At 61.4% G+C, this 15,030-nt stretch carries 12 protein-coding genes, 1 pseudogene and 1 riboswitch; of the genes and pseudogenes, 6 read left to right on the top strand and 7 right to left on the bottom strand.

All coding sequences use genetic code 11. From position 1 onward, the window contains the following. The first annotated feature begins 296 nt into the window (after window positions 1-296). Window positions 297-1,001 carry a hypothetical protein gene (locus ACIQCY_RS15720; protein WP_400484835.1) on the top strand — a complete coding sequence of 235 codons (705 nt, stop codon included), beginning with the start codon at window positions 297-299 and terminating at the stop codon, window positions 999-1,001. A 434-nt stretch (window positions 1,002-1,435) separates the two neighbouring features. Here ACIQCY_RS15720 and ACIQCY_RS15715 read toward each other — a convergent pair whose 3' ends face one another. From ACIQCY_RS15715 to ACIQCY_RS15705, 3 genes are all read right to left on the bottom strand, one after another. Continuing rightward, on the bottom strand, window positions 1,436-1,669 hold the full coding sequence (locus tag ACIQCY_RS15715; RefSeq protein ID WP_400484834.1) for a hypothetical protein: 234 nt from the start codon (window positions 1,667-1,669) through the stop codon (window positions 1,436-1,438). Between the two features lie 112 nt (window positions 1,670-1,781). Then, the gene (locus ACIQCY_RS15710) at window positions 1,782-2,225 is read right to left on the bottom strand and encodes a hypothetical protein (protein WP_400484833.1); all 444 of its coding nucleotides are present in this window, start codon (window positions 2,223-2,225) and stop codon (window positions 1,782-1,784) included. 717 nt (window positions 2,226-2,942) lie between these two features. Continuing rightward, window positions 2,943-3,656, bottom strand: coding sequence for a ZIP family metal transporter (locus ACIQCY_RS15705; protein ID WP_400484832.1), 714 nt, complete (start codon window positions 3,654-3,656; stop codon window positions 2,943-2,945). A 941-nt stretch (window positions 3,657-4,597) separates the two neighbouring features. On the opposite strand from ACIQCY_RS15705, the pseudogene ACIQCY_RS15700 reads away from it, so the two are divergent. Next, window positions 4,598-5,011 (top strand): annotated as a pseudogene (locus tag ACIQCY_RS15700) (transposase); the annotation flags it as partial. Window positions 5,012-5,490: 479 nt separating this feature from the next. Here ACIQCY_RS15700 and ACIQCY_RS15695 read toward each other — a convergent pair. Both ACIQCY_RS15695 and ACIQCY_RS15690 read right to left on the bottom strand, forming a co-directional pair. After that, the gene (locus ACIQCY_RS15695; RefSeq protein ID WP_400484831.1) at window positions 5,491-5,751 is read right to left on the bottom strand and encodes a hypothetical protein; all 261 of its coding nucleotides are present in this window, start codon (window positions 5,749-5,751) and stop codon (window positions 5,491-5,493) included. A 465-nt stretch (window positions 5,752-6,216) separates the two neighbouring features. Beyond that, the gene (locus ACIQCY_RS15690; protein ID WP_400484830.1) at window positions 6,217-7,791 is read right to left on the bottom strand and encodes a sulfatase-like hydrolase/transferase; all 1,575 of its coding nucleotides are present in this window, start codon (window positions 7,789-7,791) and stop codon (window positions 6,217-6,219) included. A 368-nt stretch (window positions 7,792-8,159) separates the two neighbouring features. Between ACIQCY_RS15690 and ACIQCY_RS15685 the strand changes: the two genes are divergently transcribed. Together ACIQCY_RS15685 and ACIQCY_RS15680 are read left to right on the top strand one after the other, a co-directional pair. Further along, a complete protein-coding gene (locus ACIQCY_RS15685; protein WP_400484829.1) occupies window positions 8,160-8,618 on the top strand; it encodes a DUF3817 domain-containing protein in 459 nt (152 codons plus the stop codon). 278 nt (window positions 8,619-8,896) lie between these two features. After that, window positions 8,897-9,724 carry an SURF1 family protein gene (locus ACIQCY_RS15680; protein ID WP_400484828.1) on the top strand — a complete coding sequence of 276 codons (828 nt, stop codon included), beginning with the start codon at window positions 8,897-8,899 and terminating at the stop codon, window positions 9,722-9,724. A gap of 267 nt (window positions 9,725-9,991) precedes the next feature. On the opposite strand, the gene ACIQCY_RS15675 is transcribed toward ACIQCY_RS15680, so the two are convergent. Further along, on the bottom strand, window positions 9,992-11,176 hold the full coding sequence (locus ACIQCY_RS15675; protein ID WP_400484827.1) for a heparan-alpha-glucosaminide N-acetyltransferase domain-containing protein: 1,185 nt from the start codon (window positions 11,174-11,176) through the stop codon (window positions 9,992-9,994). Between the two features lie 398 nt (window positions 11,177-11,574). Continuing rightward, window positions 11,575-11,828, top strand: a riboswitch (cyclic di-AMP (ydaO/yuaA leader). A gap of 2 nt (window positions 11,829-11,830) precedes the next feature. Here ACIQCY_RS15675 and ACIQCY_RS15670 point away from each other — a divergent pair. Both ACIQCY_RS15670 and ACIQCY_RS15665 read left to right on the top strand, forming a co-directional pair. After that, window positions 11,831-12,742, top strand: a complete 912-nt coding sequence (locus tag ACIQCY_RS15670; RefSeq protein ID WP_400484826.1) for a LysM peptidoglycan-binding domain-containing protein — start codon at window positions 11,831-11,833, stop codon at window positions 12,740-12,742. Between the two features lie 290 nt (window positions 12,743-13,032). Continuing rightward, complete coding sequence (locus ACIQCY_RS15665) at window positions 13,033-14,010, top strand: cytochrome c oxidase assembly protein (protein WP_400484825.1); 978 nt, start codon at window positions 13,033-13,035, stop codon at window positions 14,008-14,010. Window positions 14,011-14,118: 108 nt separating this feature from the next. Here the strand turns inward: ACIQCY_RS15665 and ACIQCY_RS15660 are convergent, their stop codons facing one another. After that, window positions 14,119-14,850 (bottom strand): DsbA family protein, encoded by a 732-nt coding sequence (locus ACIQCY_RS15660; protein ID WP_400484824.1) that lies wholly within the window; start codon window positions 14,848-14,850, stop codon window positions 14,119-14,121. Window positions 14,851-15,030: the final 180 nt, after the last annotated feature.

Raw genomic sequence — 15,030 nt, 5'->3', positions numbered from 1 at the left:
AGACAGAGGCTGTACTGTCAGCATCATCCTCATGTGCGAGTGATGTGGATTGCGTGCAAAACACACAATCTATGGCGCCGGACGACGGTACGCGGCCTCCTCCGCCACCGACGTCCGGCGCTTCCTTTGCATCAATGATCTCGCTGCCGCTGTCTTGTCGACGATCCTCAGAGCACTAACCGCCGTAGCAGTTATGAGTCAGACCAAACCTCCAGCTGAAGTGCTCCGAATCACACGAGAAAGCGCCCATGGCACCACCATGGGCCCCGGCTACCCCTCAAGGCGTGTGACGCATCATGGAAGCACAGCACATTCGCTTGCGTTGGTTCGCTGCAGGGCTCGTCCTGGCTGCCGGACTCACCGGGTGCGGTGCCGTGGAACAGGATCCCCTGAACGTCAACAGTGGTCAGTCAAAGGATCAGGGGGTCGTTGATGCTTCAGGCACGGAAGACACACCAAGCGATCCTGATGGAGAGTCCGCGGCATCCTTCATCACCGAGGATCTCGACGATGATCCGCTGAACATCGGGGTGGACGGCGCCACACTTTGCGGTGTGCAGCCAAAGGATAGCTTCCTCCGGTACACGATCATGCTGCACAATCCGACCCTCGAGACCTTCACCTTTGACGACATCAGCCTCGGCGATGCTCAGGGGCTGACTCAGGTCAGCGCCATGATTACCCCGGCCAACCGCGAGGGCCACGGAAATCACGGTGCGCCCGCTGTCGGACCAAGCGAGCACGCGCCAGCGGCCCATGACACCCCGGCGCCCACTCCCACCGCCTCCGAACCAAGTACGTTCACGGTGGAACCAGTACCTGCAGTCGGGTACCAATTCGAACCGGACAAGCACATCAACATCGTGGTGTCCGTGGCGCTTGAAGACAACGCACAGCGCGGCACAGCCGACGATGTCGTCGTCGGGTTCTCATCACCAGGCCGAGAATTCTCCGTGCCTCATGACCTGAACATCACGATCGACAGGACCACCTGCTCCTGACTTAAGGGTTCCTCCTCCTAAAGGAGAACATCCTCCCTTGAGAGACAGTGGTGTGTTTTACAGAACCGCCAAGACCTCTCTTATCTAATGGAAGCAAGCACTATATCCTCAACGACCATCGCCTTGAGGTGTTTAAACCTCCGCTGCAACCGGACCTCACGCTGCCTGACCACAAGGGGTCCCGGCCCCGGAACGTCCTCATTTGACCTGTCGCACCAAAGGATTCTTTGATCGGACCGCAGGCAGGGCTCGACCGTGGATCGGTCGACTCCAGGGCTACTCGTCCCAATGATTCGACAACTATTGTCGGCGCCTCAGGTGGGTGCCTCTGACAGTGGCTCAAACTGCAGCCGGGCGAAAAGGTTCCGCGGATGATCCCGGGCGACGCACGGCGAGCCATCCCCTTGCTCAGCAGGGGCGGCACCAGGACAGCGTTAGAGCTTTCGACGGGTGATGCGGTACACGCTGTAGATTGCGAGGATCGAACCGGCGAGCATGAAAAAAATGCTCTCAGTGCTGAGATTGTCTCGGCATTGTCCGTCCGCGCCGGATACGTAGTCATAATCGACGCAGTACGCGGTTCGCATGACAAACGCGATGGCAAAAATTGCGATAGCGGCGATGAGGCAGAGGATCCAACGCCCTCGGGGGTCTGAAGGCTGGCCCATGGGATGAGGCTACTCGGCTGGAAACCCGTCGCAAAGCGTCCCATTGGACGATCGGTCTACGGGAGCGAAGTCCGGGGGCGTTGGCAGCAGAAATGTGGGCTGCCGCGCAGAGTCACCGCCGAAAGTTACTAATGGTGAGTGCTGAGTAGGGAAGAGTGCCGTCATCGGGTGTGAGGGTGAACCACTGGCCATCGATACTGTTCGCGAAGACGATGATGCGGTCGCTCGTCTCCAGTGGATCCCCGTCGGGGTACTGATCACCCTCAGTACAGGTGATGGGCATGGACGTGATGCGGATGTCCTCATCAGCAAGTTCACCTTTAACCACCTCGTCAACCCGCATGCTATGCGTGTGAGCGTCGACCCCGTAGATCGTTGTCGTCCCTTCGCGCTCACCCTTGGAGGCTACAAATACCGCTGTGGCTTCGTCGTATCTGTCCTGGACCGAATCGAACTGGACCCAATCGGCGCAGGACGCTACCCGCTGCGAGTCGCAGCCAACGACTGCAGTAGCGATAATCAGCACAACCGCCAACCTCGCCGTGAGTGATCCCATATCTCGAGGGTAGGGAACGTCACCTACAACACCGGCACGCAACTGCCATCGTCATGGAATTGTGCCCCCAAGAACACAACAGTGAGAGCGACCCGCAGAGAGATGATGTTATGGATTGCCGGACCGGCACCACACCGTGATTCCCAGAGCCTCTTCGAGAACACGGACTTAGTCTGAGCCACTAGGGATCGGGCGTGTTGCCAGCGTTTCCCGTGATCACCAAGGCGATGAACCCAACGACCACGATAACTGTGACCAGTAGAACGACTATCTGCACCCGGTTCATGACGACTCCTAAGGCTGGTGCCTCATAGCGTACGGGCATCACAGCATGAGCTTGCGGCCGGTCCGATGAAGGGATCCAGGACAGAACGCATTCGGAAGCGGGTTCCTACATAGCTTGCTGTCCGACGCTTTCGGCCTGCGGTGGGGTGGGGTGGGGTGAAACTGCGGTTAGTCCACTGGTGAGTCGTCAGGAGGGGTGGGTGGGGTCAAGTCAGGCTGCGGAAGTGGTCTCCACTCGCGTTGACATACTCACAGGACATAGGGCTCGGACACGGTCCATGGAACACGGCGCGCCGTTCCTGACACTCTCGCGTTTGGGTGTCCTATAGACGGTCGTTTTAACCACACTATCCGGGTGATGATCGGCGCATGGCCACGTCAGCTGATCGTCTGCGGTGCTTGTGGACTCGCTGCCGCAAGTCGGCATGGTGGTCAGGCGCCGAGGTAGACGGAGATCGCCGCGAAGAGGGCGAAGCCGCCGGTGAGCAAGATCGGGTCCCACACGCTGGTCTCTCCCTCGTGGGCTTCGGTGAGTATTTCTTCGACCACCACGCTGGTCAACGCCCCTCCGGTGAGCGCCAGCACCGACAGGGTGAGGATCTCCGGGGCCTGACGCAACGCGAAGTAGCCGAGGGCCGCCCCGATCAGGATCGGCAGGGCAAAGCCCAGAGACATCAGGATCCGGGTGCGGCGCCGGATTCCGGCCCGCCGCAGGGTGGCGATAGCGGCGAAGCCTTCCGGCACGTCGGCCGGGACCTGCCCGAGGGCCAACAGCAGTCCCAGCGACGGGTTGAGGACGGTGGCGGTGCCGATCATCACCCCGTCGCTGAACAGGTCCAGGGACACCCCGGTGAAGATCGCTAGCGGCCCGGCGTTCTCCTTGCCAGCGCCGAGGCGTGCCTGGATGGAGCCGATGGACCGTTCGATGCCCATGAAGAACGCCCCACCGGCGACGAAGGCGAGGATCGGAACCCAAGGGGCGGAGGCTTTCAGGGCTTCGGGCATGAGCTCGAGGCCGACCACTGCCATGACGATGCCAGCGGCCAGGTGCAAGGACAGGGACAGGGTTCGCTCGGAGACATCAACCAGCTCCGCGGCAAGTCCGCCCAGAAAATTCCCGGTCGCCGGCAGGGCGGCCAGGACCAACACCAAAACAAATCCCTCCACGGGCCACCTCCTGCGATCCGATCGGTGACAACAGGCCCGGCTGGAGCCGACCACATCGGGTTAGCTGGACCGGTACTCCGCACAGTCTTACAGGAAGACACCCTGATGTCCCCACCCCGATGACAAGCATGTTCACGACTGCCCCCGCCGAAATCCCCTCCGGGCCCCTCAGGGGCGAAAAAGGACCACCGCTCACCAATCCGGTGTCCCGGACACCGCCGCAGTACATTGCTGCAGGATGTGGTCGGCGGGCGGGCACGCCGCAGGGGCAACAACGCCCCCCGCCCATGCCGATAACGTTAGTCAGCACCCCTGGGTGTTTTCCTCGCGACTGCTGAAGCTCCGGTCAGCTGGCCGGAGCGACCCATGGCCCAGTTGCCGTGCAGCTGTGGAGATCAGCGCATCTGGCTGAGCAGCCCTACCATGCCGACTCAGATCCCGGTGGAGTCCGCCCGTGACCGCGCAAATCCTGGCACCGGTGTGCTGGCGAGGCCACCGCAACCTTGCTGAGGTCATCACTTCCCGGCCGCTGCTGGTTCGCCGCGAGCTGAAGGTCTCCTCGTATCACCCAGCGAGCTTCCCCCTGGGCCGTTGCCGATCTCAGCGTCCATGCAGCACCTCCCGACGGTGTTCCCGCTTCCGACTCACCGTGCGTCTCAATCTTCTGGCGGAATTCTCCATCACCGGGCACCTCGCCGCAGCTCGAACAGAGCGTACACGCGCCCGTTCCCTGCTCACCGCACCCAAAGTGCACCTCGCCCCGCGCACGCGCCAGTCCTCGTGCGCGATTCCCGTCGGCAGGTATAGTGGCGGGCCCTGCTTCGAGCGTTCGCCAGACCGCCAACCAGCTCCAATGAAACACGCCACATACCTTCGACAGCCACGGGACTGTAAGAAAAACGGTCGGTCACACACCGATCGCGGAGAACATGCGCAACGGCACCCGAGTAAAGACGGTATTGACGGAGATCGGTCCGGTCGAGATCGAAGTGCCACGGGATCGGGACGGGTCGTTCGAGCCCGTGATCGTGCCCAAGCGGAAACGACGCTTGAACGGCATCGACCAGATCGTGCTCTCGCTGTCCGCCCGCGGGCGGACGACCGGTGAGATCGCGGCGCACTTCGAGGAGGCGCTCTACCCTGTGCTCTTCGTCGATGCGATCGTGGTCAAGGTCCGTGACGGGCAGGTCCGCAACACCCCGTTCTACGTCGTCATGGGCGTCACAACGAACGGGGAACGGGAGATCCTGGGCATCTGGGCCGGCGCCGGAGGCGAGGGCGTCCGGTTCTGGTTGCAGGTCTTCTCCGAGTTGAAGAACCGGGGTGTCCAGGACGCCTCGTCAGAGGGCAGTTCTCCGGTTGATGGAATGTGCCGAGGGGTAGTTATCCATCGGCAACGTAGGCCGTGAGTGGTCTCAGACCACTCCCGCAAGGTGATTGCCAGAGCTGACGATGGCGCCACAGTGCGCGGGTGCTGACAGGAAGCCCGAGATTTTTGGCGAATATTTGTCCAGGTACTTTACAGATTCGACTCGTATGCTTGGGTCATCTTCATATGCGATGAGGATTGACCCGGCCCGCCGGGTCCGAGCGTCGACGAACATTCGGAACCTTCACCCCCGATGTCCGTCGGCGCTCCTTCATGTACAGACCCCTCGTATTCAATTTGTGCTTGATGGAGCATCACCTTGAGTTTGATGTGTCCCAGCGTCACGGTCGTATCGTCCGCCGTGGCAACCAAAACCCCGAGGTCGCTATGCCGACGCAGGAACAGGGGCAACGCCTGTCAGCGCCGCGAACTGGGCTTCATTGCTCACCCGTTGCCGCTGTCTCCCAACGTGACGAGCAGTTGGGATGCGACGTCGGTACCAACACCAGGCAGGTCCTGCAGCATCGGCGCGTAGGAGTCCAGGATGAGCTGCAATTGAGCGGTGACTTCTTCGATCTCGACGGTCAGGTGCTGATACCGGGTGGCCAAGGTTTTCAGCACCCGTGCTGTCACGTAATAGGGGTCGGCGGGGTGCCCTGAAGGTCTGGCACGAACCATCGCCCCGATCATGGTGGTCGTTGCCATGCCCTGGTATTTAGCCCGTAGCGTCTCCGGCGCGGATACAAGTAAGCCCTTGATCTAGGTTAATCGTCGCGCTCCTGGCCTTCATCGCTGATGCCCTGGGCTGGGCTGGCCTATGCAGAAACCACCCTGAGGACGGAACGGACTCGGCGGCAAATGAAGAGGGCGATCCGGGCAGGCGAAGAGTTGGCAAAGGAGTCGAGGAAATCGCGGATTCCACCTAGGAACCGAAAATACTTGCTCTGATCGCCCCGCAGCCACCGCGGCTGTTGACTTACCATTGACGCCCGCTCTGCGCGTTGCTGCCTGCGCCGCGGATGCGGCGGTGAAAAAGGTTTCCCGAGTAGTAAATCACTTCCGCTATGGCTTTGAAGTCAGGAATTCCACGGATCGCGTAGGTCAGTAGGATCTTGGCCGTCAGCTGACCGTTTTGGCGCGGTTGAACCCTCGGGTAGAAAACGGACAGCGCTACGGGGCGGCGTCCTCGTTAGCCCAGGCCTCTGCGTAGAACTTTGGGGATAGGGAGTACAGCAGTGCGGCATAGGTATCAGGTTCCATCGCCTGTGCTGAATCGGGCGGGATCTCCGGGGCGAAGGCGGACACGCCCAGCCCCGCTTCACGATCCTTCAGGGTCAGGCCGGCGGCTTCCAGGATGGTGGAGTACATGTTCAGCTGGTCCACGCCGGGGCGCAGCGTCCGGTTCTTGTCCCCGCCTGGAATCCAGATCCGATTGAAGATGGTCCGGTTGTTGTTGTCGTCCAGCTGCTCGTGGAAGGCGTCGCTAACACTCATGTGCTTGAGGTGGTCGCCCATGATCACCACGGCGGTGTCGTCGAGGTAGCCCTTTTCCTCCATGTACTCCACGAACCCGGTCACTTGGGTCATGGAACAGGAGTACACGGAGGTGAGCGCGTCCTGCGTGTCCACGGGGCAGTAGTCGTAGACGTGCACCGGCTCGTGGGTGTCCAGCGTCAGCATGGAGAGGTTGAACGGCTGACCGGTCTTTTCCGCCTGGGCGTGCAGCTTATCGATCTCGTTCTTGGCGTTGGCCATGAGACGCTCGTCGCTTAGGCCCCAGTCGCTGCGGAAGTTCTCCTCCGGTTCGCCAGCGGCGCGCCAGTCGGAGAGCCCTTTCACCTCAGAGTAACCGTGACTGCCCAGGAAGGTGTCCTTCGCCGCGAAGGAGGCGTTGGCGCCGCCCATGAAGACGTTGGTGTAGCCGTTCTCGTCCAGGACATCACCCAGGCATGTGGTGCCTCCCAAATAGGTATCGACACGACCGCCGAGCTCGTTGAGGGCGCTTCCGCTGAGGGTGCTGCTGATACCCGCGGCATGCCCTCCGCCCTTCAAAGGGACGCCGCATTGCGTCCCGACGAGGCCTGCCATGGTCCAACCTCCGCCCTCGTATTGCTGGAGACCGTCGACGCTCTGCCAGCCGTCCGAGGCCTTGGTGGCCTCTTTAAGAGGAGCGAACGCGTCTTTCTCGAACAGCTGATCGTTCGCGAGGGTGGCCTCGCCGGATTCGAGGTAGATCAGCACCAGGTTGCGCTTGTCCTTGTCGCTGGTAACGGTCGGCTCCGCGTAGTAGTCGCCAAGGTCGTATGGAGAGTTCGCCGCGTCGACGTAGTCCTTCAAACCCACCGTGCTGGCAAAGGCCGTGGTGCCGCCGACGACCACCGCGGCCGCCAAAGCGGTGGAAACGATGCGCATGATCCATTGGGCACGAAGCGGACGCGTGACACTGTTGGTGCTGCGGCGCTTGCGGCGCCGGGAGTGCTGCCACAGGGCGATCCCGACGGTGATGAGCAGGGGAGCGACGCCGACGGCCAGAACGGCGATCCAGATGATGGTTCCGCCTCCGCCGTCGGTTTCCACGGAGACGAGGTTCAGGAGCATCTGACTCACGGAGATCTTGCCCCAAAAGAAACGGATACCGACGGCGGCGATGAGCAGCACAAGCCCCGCCCAAATCAGGACGTAGACCAAGATGCGTCCCACAACGACGCCGACCCGTCGGGTCACGTTCGAAATCCGGCCGTGCATGGAAACACCTCGCGTTCGACGATGCCCGCGTGTTCGCCGAACACCCTTGACATCCGACCCTTTCTCGGGCCTTTGAAAGCCTAGTACCGTTAAGCGAGCCGTTCAACGTTGTTCACCTGTGAGTCATCGTTCGTACACCGCAGCAGGGACCGCATGGCTGTCACTGCAGCTTGCGCCCCTGGCGAGTTTCGAAGGCCAGTGAAGCCCGCTTCTCATGGCTGGGAACCCAGGAGCTCAGTAGCTCGACACGGGCATGCCTCGGATGTCGGTTCGTAAGCAGCACAGGCAGAAGTCGGGATTGCTCGAATAGGGCGTCTGTGGCCGGGATGGAAGAATTGGGTCCGCCGCCCACTGATTAGGAGCACACCATGAATCCCCGCACGCTTTTTCGCACCGTCGCTGTGGCAGAAGCGTTGACCTGGGCTTTTTTGCTGTTGGGCATGTTCTTCAAGTACGTCACCCGCACCACGGAGGCCCTCGTACCGCCAGCCGGAGCCGTACATGGGTTCGTCTTCCTGTGCTTCGTGGTCGCGACCGCGTTCGTCTGGATCAATCAGCGCTGGTCGCTCATAACAGGCCTCCTTGGGTTTGCCTCGGCGATCATCCCCTTCGCGACGGTTCCGTATGAACGTTGGATCGAGCGACGCGGGCAGTTGAGCGCCGTTTGGCGCCTCGCTCCTGGTGCGGAGTCGCCGCGGAACTTGCTCGAGCAACTCCAAGCGTCGGTTCTGAGGAGCCCGCTCGTCGCACTGGTCGTCACCATCGTCGGGATCTCGGGCGTTTTCACTGCCCTGCTGCTTGTAGGCCCGCCAGGATCCTCGAGCTGAAGAGCGCGCCATGCGCGATTTGCAGAATTCATACAATCCGGAGCAACTCCTGCCCGAAACGCTATCGATGGACTTATAGGCAAGGCAGAATATCGAAGATGTGCAGCGCAGGTGGGGAAACGGCTACACGATCCTGCGCTCCGTCAGCGGACCACCGCCTGCCGTGTCACGGCAACCCGCAGTAGCTGTTATTCGTTCAGCTCAGGTGCCATTGTGGGGCTAAATCAGCTTCGAAATGACATGCTTTGACCCTTAGATTTTTATTGGAGATGTACTAGATGTATCGCTTCCTATTCTCCGCTCAATGGATGGGGTGGCTCGCAATGGTCATCGTGCTTGCCGCAGGATGTGTGGGACTTGGACGCTGGCAACTGGAGCGCCGTGAGGCGGTGGTGGAGGACATCCGGCGCATTGAAGCGAATTACGACGCTGCGCCGGAACGCTACGTGCCGGGGGTGAACGACTTTGACAGTTTTGACCCGACCCGAGAGTGGACGCCTATCACCTTCACGGGTACGTACGACGTCGCGAACCAGACGGTCGCTCGGAACCGGCCGCTGAACGGGCAACCCGGTTACGAGGTGCTCACTCCCTTGAAGCTCGAGGACGGAACAGCTGTGATTATCGATCGCGGTTGGCTGCCCATTGGCAACGCCAAGCCCGGGCGACCCGACGAGATACCGGCACCACCCGCTGGCCAGGTCGAGGTGACCGCAAGAATGAAGCCGGGTGAGCCAACCGTGAACCGTGGCGCCCCTGAGGGGCAGATTGCGTCGATTAATCTTCCTGCCCTCGCGGAAAGGGTGGACTACCCTTTGCAGGGTGCTGCTTACGGGCTCTTGGCACTCGAACAGCCAGCAGCAGCACAGACACCAGTTGCTGCCCCGAAGCCCTCGGTCGATGAGGGACCGCACCTTTCCTACTCGTTGCAGTGGTTTGCGTTCGGAGTGCTGGTTTTCATCGGCTTGGGGTACGCGGCACGGCAGCAGCGAAGGATCAACGCCGAGCAGGACGGGACTGCTGTAAACCGCCCGGTCCGCCAGCGTCGTCGCCCCTCCTCCGAGGAGGAAGAGGACGCCATCCTCGATTCGCAGGGCGTCCGTTAGTAAGTCGCCCCCAACCCGCCACTCCTGCTCTCCTGGTCAACACTGTGGGCCATTCTTTGGATGAAACTGTCCAATAGACAGCGCGTGCCGTCTGGCAACGTTCATCAGTAAGTGGTTCTCTCAAAACCGTCCACGAAAGTGGTGCCGAATGCGTTCAGAGCATCTTCCACCCGATCACCCAGCGTGCTCCGTCACCGCCAGTTGGCGTCTGATCGTGTCACTCATGAAGTCGGTCACGACCGTTTCCTCTTAGATCAAGCCCTGCCCTCACAGACTGTTTTGCTTCCAGTCACCTTTCCGGGCAGCACCTGCCGCACCCGAGATGAGAAGCTCAAGGGGACCTCGGACCTTCAACCGGTGGAAGAGAATGCCGAGCCCTACCGCAATCACCACTTGTACCCAGAACAGTTGCACTGCATCGGGTGATGGATTCAGTTGGCCGGCCGCGCTCATGACGGCTATATGCAGCGAATACAGCGTCAGCGTCATGGCCCCGGTCGCTGACAACGGCAGGAGTAGGTTTGGGTACTTGCGTGTCACCAGGAAGCAGATAGCAATCGTGGCTGTGGCTGATCCGGCTACATGCAGAAGGTCCAGCGGTGCGCCCGAGTGCGGTGCGCTGACGGCGAGCCACCACCACGACCCGGACTGGTTGATCCCGGTAAGGCCTACGTTGAGCATTGTTTCAAGGGGGTAGGCGTTTCCGTCGGGCGTCCTCAAAAGGGCTTGTAGCCCGCCTCCGCGTCCGAGCAGCTCGGCACTGATCAGCTTTGCCATGATGGCCGTTGCGAGTCCTGCACCAAGCAGTCCTAGCTGGACGCCGAGGCGTCGGAGGTTGAGGCGGCCGATAGCCATACCGATCAGGACGAAACTTAGCCATTGCAGGACGGGGTAGTAACCCGTGAGGAAGACGTCGGCAAAAAGTGTCCGGGGTTCGAAAAAGTGTTCAAAGGTCGGGTTCGCACCCAACGAGGACGGGTCTACATTCTCCCTCACCAGTGGCCGCAGAAGGTACGCGGCAGCCGGTGACAGCAGTGTCCAAGCAACAGCCCATGCAGCCAAAGCCTTGAACGGCAGACCTGTGAAGGGCAGGGCGACGAGAAACAGGATGCCGTAGTGGAACAAGATGATCGCAATGTTCGTCTCCACTCCGCCGAGTACCAACCCAGTCAGAGCGATGATGAGCGCGCGGATGACGATGCCCCTACGATCTGCAGCGAGGGCCCCATCTCGGTGCGGCGAGCTTCCACCCGTCAGGAAGGCGAGCCCGATTCCCGCAACAACGGCGAAAAGACCTGATGCCCTGCCGGAAAAAAAGAGCGCTATCCACGTTGCATTGCTGGTACTTGATGAGTAGAGCGGAAAAATGTGGGTGCTCATCATGCCAAAAAGAGCAATTCCGCGAGCTGCATCGATTCCGGTCAATCGCCCTGGGAAAAGCTTCGTATGCACTTCCAGATAGTCTCACAGTGTCCCGCGCCACCATTGACCCTTCGGGAAGCCACTCAGAGCGCTTCATGAACAACGGAGACCGCCGGGACGACACCTATGTGGTCATCAAAGCAAACGATAGTCGGGTCCTCAATCAGACCGTTCTGGTGGTCCCGGGTCGAGTCGACATACTCAACCCAAGCTGGTGCTCGGGCGAGTTAGGTTTCGCATGTAGGTCGGAATCAGCGGTGAGGGCGTGCGGGCGAACAGCGCGGTTGGCAGTTCCGCAGGGCCTCTTTCGCGGCCCTTCTAACGGCGTGTTGCCGCAACACGCCGAGTTGCGTTACCTGAACGTGACTATTGATACCGCCCTGGGGTATTCTCCTCAGGTGATCCCGGCACCCGTCGAGATCACTCTCCCGCGCAGAATGCCGAGCCCTGCCGCTGCTCCCGGGACCCGTTCGTACAACCCATTTGGCAGGGACGGGGGAACCACGTTTCCACCGGGTCATAGCACGTCAGTGCGATGACCCTCGGGGTTAAGTCGATCCGACAACCTAGGCACGACCTGAAGTAGCGTCCGCGACTGCAGGAATGCGCAGGCTTGAACGACGGCCGGGTGACTCCCATCCGAACCCGACAGCTCACCCCGCAGGCATGGGAGAGGCAATCACCATGTCACGTTCATCCATTCCTGCGCGCCACCGCGCGGTCGTCACCCACTCGATCGCCCTTGAAGGCCTGTCGTACTCCGCGAAGACCGGCGCTGTGGCGCTGGGCAAGCCGGCCATCATTGCAGCTGCTACCGGCGGCCTTGTTTTCGCTGTTGGAGCCCCCGCTGCTCAGGCCGGAACCTATACGCAGGACACCTCCAGCGCTGTTGCTGTACAGGCTCCCGCAGCCACCGTTGCTCCTGCACCCGCTCAGGTTCCTGCAGCATCTGCTGCCGGCGTGTACACGGTTGCCTCCGGTGACACGATGGGCGCTATCGCCGCCAAGCACGGCGTGAACCTCGACGCACTGCTGGCAAGCAACGGACTATCCTACGCCTCGGTCATCTACCCCGGCCAGCAGATCAAGCTCTCCGGCGGCGCCGCTGCCAGTGTTGCCGTCAGTGCCGCCACGGTTCCGGCTGCCGCACCTGCCAACCAGGTCTTCTACAGTGCACCTGCCGCAGCGCCTGCTCCCGCGGCGGCGCGTGCAGGATTTTCCCTGACCTCGGCCTCCATCGCCCCGATCACGCCCGCTCCGGCGCAGCCCACCGTCGCCGCCAGTGGTGTCGGTGCCGCCCTGGTCGCCTCGGCGTACGCACAGATCGGTTCAACCCAGGACTGCACCGTTCTTGTCGAGCGGGCTCTGCGCTCGATCGGCAAGAATGTCGGAGACCTCGGCCCGATGCAGTTCTTCCAGTTCGGAACTGTCGTTGCCACCCCGGCACCCGGTGACCTCGTAATCCGGCCGGGCCACGTCGCCATCTACGTCGGCGGCGGCAAGGTCATCAGCAGCGGCATGAACGGCATCAACGCCACCATAGAGCACCCCCTGTCCGACCTCGCCGGTTCCTCTTTCGTGCGGGTGAGCGGCTAACCCCACCTTCCGGTGACGTGGTCGACATAAGCTGAGATAGCGGCAAGTGCCCTGGACGGGGGTGCTTGCCGCTATTTCATTGCGCGCTCGGCTCTTTATTGCGCTCCCGTCGCTACCTGCTTGGATGACGGTCAGGGTGAAGGTTCGGCACGAACTGCTGGTACCGCTCGTTATGCTTATGCTTCTGCTTCCGTTTCTGGGCAGGATGGCATTGAGTGCCGTATGTGGTGCTCCGGGCTCGATACGCTAAATCGCAGGTGAGACCGTGACGTTGGGATGGTTGGACATCAGTGAATGACCCGTGGGTTAGTGGACCGGTCTGGATACCCGAAGCCCCACCGACATGGGCGACCTACCTGGCGCCGACACTGCAACCCATCCCGCTGATCCCTGCCATCGCCTTGGTGCTTGGCCTGTTGTACCTAGCCGGCGCCATCCGTCTGTGGTCGATGGGGCGGTCCTGGCCGGTATGGCGGACAGCAATCTTCCTGGCGGGCTGCATCATCATCATGATCACGATGGGGGCAGGAGTCGAGGGCTATGGGCTGCGCATGTTCTCGGTGTTCATGTTCCAGCAGCTGACTCTCATGATGGCCGTTCCCCCGCTTCTGGTCCTAGGCAGGCCCGGCACCCTATTGCTACGGGCAACCCCTCACCGTGGACTCGGGCGCCCGATCCTCCGGCTCGCCCACGCAGGACTGCGCTCGAGGTCCGCCCGGATTGTTCTCCATCCGGCGTTCATGATCCCGGTGTTCCTGGTCAGCTTCTATGGTGTCTACCTCAGCGGTATCGCCGACGCGATGCTGCCGTCCTGGTACGGGCACATCACCCTGGAACTGCTGTTCCTGATTTCCGGGGTGCTCTTCACCGTCCCCGTGCTCTCGACGGACCCACTGCCGGTGAAGCAGTCCCACTTCGGCCGGTTCCTCGACATCTTCGCCGAAATGCCTCTGCATGCGTTCTTCGGCGTCGTCCTGATGATGGCCACCACACCTGTCGTCGACTTCTTCGGCACTCTGCCCGCGGGATGGGACGTTGATCCGATGACCGATCAGGGTATCGCCGGCGGGTTGGCCTGGTCCTATGGGGAGCTGCCGTCGGTGCTGATGCTGCTGATCATCATGGTGCGCTGGCAACGCGATGACACCGTGACATCACGGGCCATCGACCGAAAGCACAACCTGGAGGGAACACCGGAGCTCGACGCCTACAACGACTATCTTGAGCAGCTCAGGCAACGCGCTGCACGCCACGACCGCCAGCGATAGGCGCGTTGTCCGCGTGTGGGCGCTGCGCCCATACGTCATTGCTCGTGAGGTGGGCTGTGGGCTCCGCTTACCCGTCCGTCTGGGGCGACGTTGAGAAGAACCTTGTTCCTAGCTTGCAACGAGTCGAACAGCTTCGCGGAAGTCTTCGAGAGACGTCAAGGCATTATGGTTCTGGTCATCCAGGAGAATCAGCGCCGGCGCCCGGCTCACGCCGACGCGCGTGGCTTCGGCTCGGTCGGCTTCAATGCGTGATCGCACCTCGGTACTGGTCATGTCGGCTTCGAACCGGCCTGTATTAAGTCCGAGTTCACGGGCAACAGCCACATAGGTGTCGATGGTGAGGCGGGTGTGCATGCGCGGTAGTTCCTGGGCGTCCGCATCAAGGGTGAGTGCTTCCAGGAAGGGAAACAAGCAACCTTGACGGTCAGCTGCCTCAAGAGCTGCCGCGCCGAGGAGCGCCTGATCATTGCTGGGCAGGTGACGGGCGACGAAGGTGATCCTCCGTGAGTAGTCCGCGCGGAGGTTGGAGAGGAACTCCTGAACAGAAATGGTGCCGGGCGCATAAAGGTCGATGAATTGCACCAGGACAGCCCGCTCGTGGGAGGCACGCGCGATCAGACGGTCACTGGCCCTGATCGCGTCCCGCAGGGCAGCCTGCTGTGCTGCACGGTCGGTCACGCCCGTGTCGGACTCTGTCTGAAAACCCGATGAGGAGCTCGAGGGTGTAGGTGAAGGCTCGTGATCCCGGCCGGGCTCATCGCGGTCGTTCGACAGGTACCCCTTGAAGCCGATGAAGAAGGCAATGGAACCCAGCACCAGGATGATGGACAGGGGAATCATTGCCGCAAACCAGGGATTCATAAAAAGGTGCCGATCCTGTCACATCCGACACCGTCGAACGGATCTTCCTGTTCGCGGGAGCCGGACGGGTCATGTATCGGAACGTCACGTTCCGAGATGCCGCCACCGTGGCACATCAAATACATCGTACCGTGAACCATTTATGGGGCATGGTTTTCC

The organism is Arthrobacter sp. NPDC092385 (assembly GCF_044755105.1).
Taxonomy (GTDB): domain Bacteria; phylum Actinomycetota; class Actinomycetes; order Actinomycetales; family Micrococcaceae; genus Arthrobacter_D.
The sequence above is the reverse complement of the archived record's forward strand: the minus strand, read 5'-3'. Positions and strand labels throughout refer to the sequence as shown.

Excerpts from the sequence above, each read along its gene's own strand:
- ACIQCY_RS15680 (WP_400484828.1), top strand. The coding sequence starts at position 8,897 with ATGTATCGCTTCCTATTCTCCGCTCAATGGATGGGGTGGCTCGCAATG.
- ACIQCY_RS15660 (WP_400484824.1), bottom strand. The coding sequence starts at position 14,850 with ATGATTCCCCTGTCCATCATCCTGGTGCTGGGTTCCATTGCCTTCTTC.
- ACIQCY_RS15720 (WP_400484835.1), top strand. The coding sequence starts at position 297 with ATGGAAGCACAGCACATTCGCTTGCGTTGGTTCGCTGCAGGGCTCGTC.
- ACIQCY_RS15710 (WP_400484833.1), bottom strand. The coding sequence starts at position 2,225 with ATGGGATCACTCACGGCGAGGTTGGCGGTTGTGCTGATTATCGCTACT.
- ACIQCY_RS15670 (WP_400484826.1), top strand. The coding sequence starts at position 11,831 with ATGTCACGTTCATCCATTCCTGCGCGCCACCGCGCGGTCGTCACCCAC.
- ACIQCY_RS15715 (WP_400484834.1), bottom strand. The coding sequence starts at position 1,669 with ATGGGCCAGCCTTCAGACCCCCGAGGGCGTTGGATCCTCTGCCTCATC.
- ACIQCY_RS15685 (WP_400484829.1), top strand. The coding sequence starts at position 8,160 with ATGAATCCCCGCACGCTTTTTCGCACCGTCGCTGTGGCAGAAGCGTTG.
- ACIQCY_RS15690 (WP_400484830.1), bottom strand. The coding sequence starts at position 7,791 with ATGCACGGCCGGATTTCGAACGTGACCCGACGGGTCGGCGTCGTTGTG.
- ACIQCY_RS15695 (WP_400484831.1), bottom strand. The coding sequence starts at position 5,751 with ATGGCAACGACCACCATGATCGGGGCGATGGTTCGTGCCAGACCTTCA.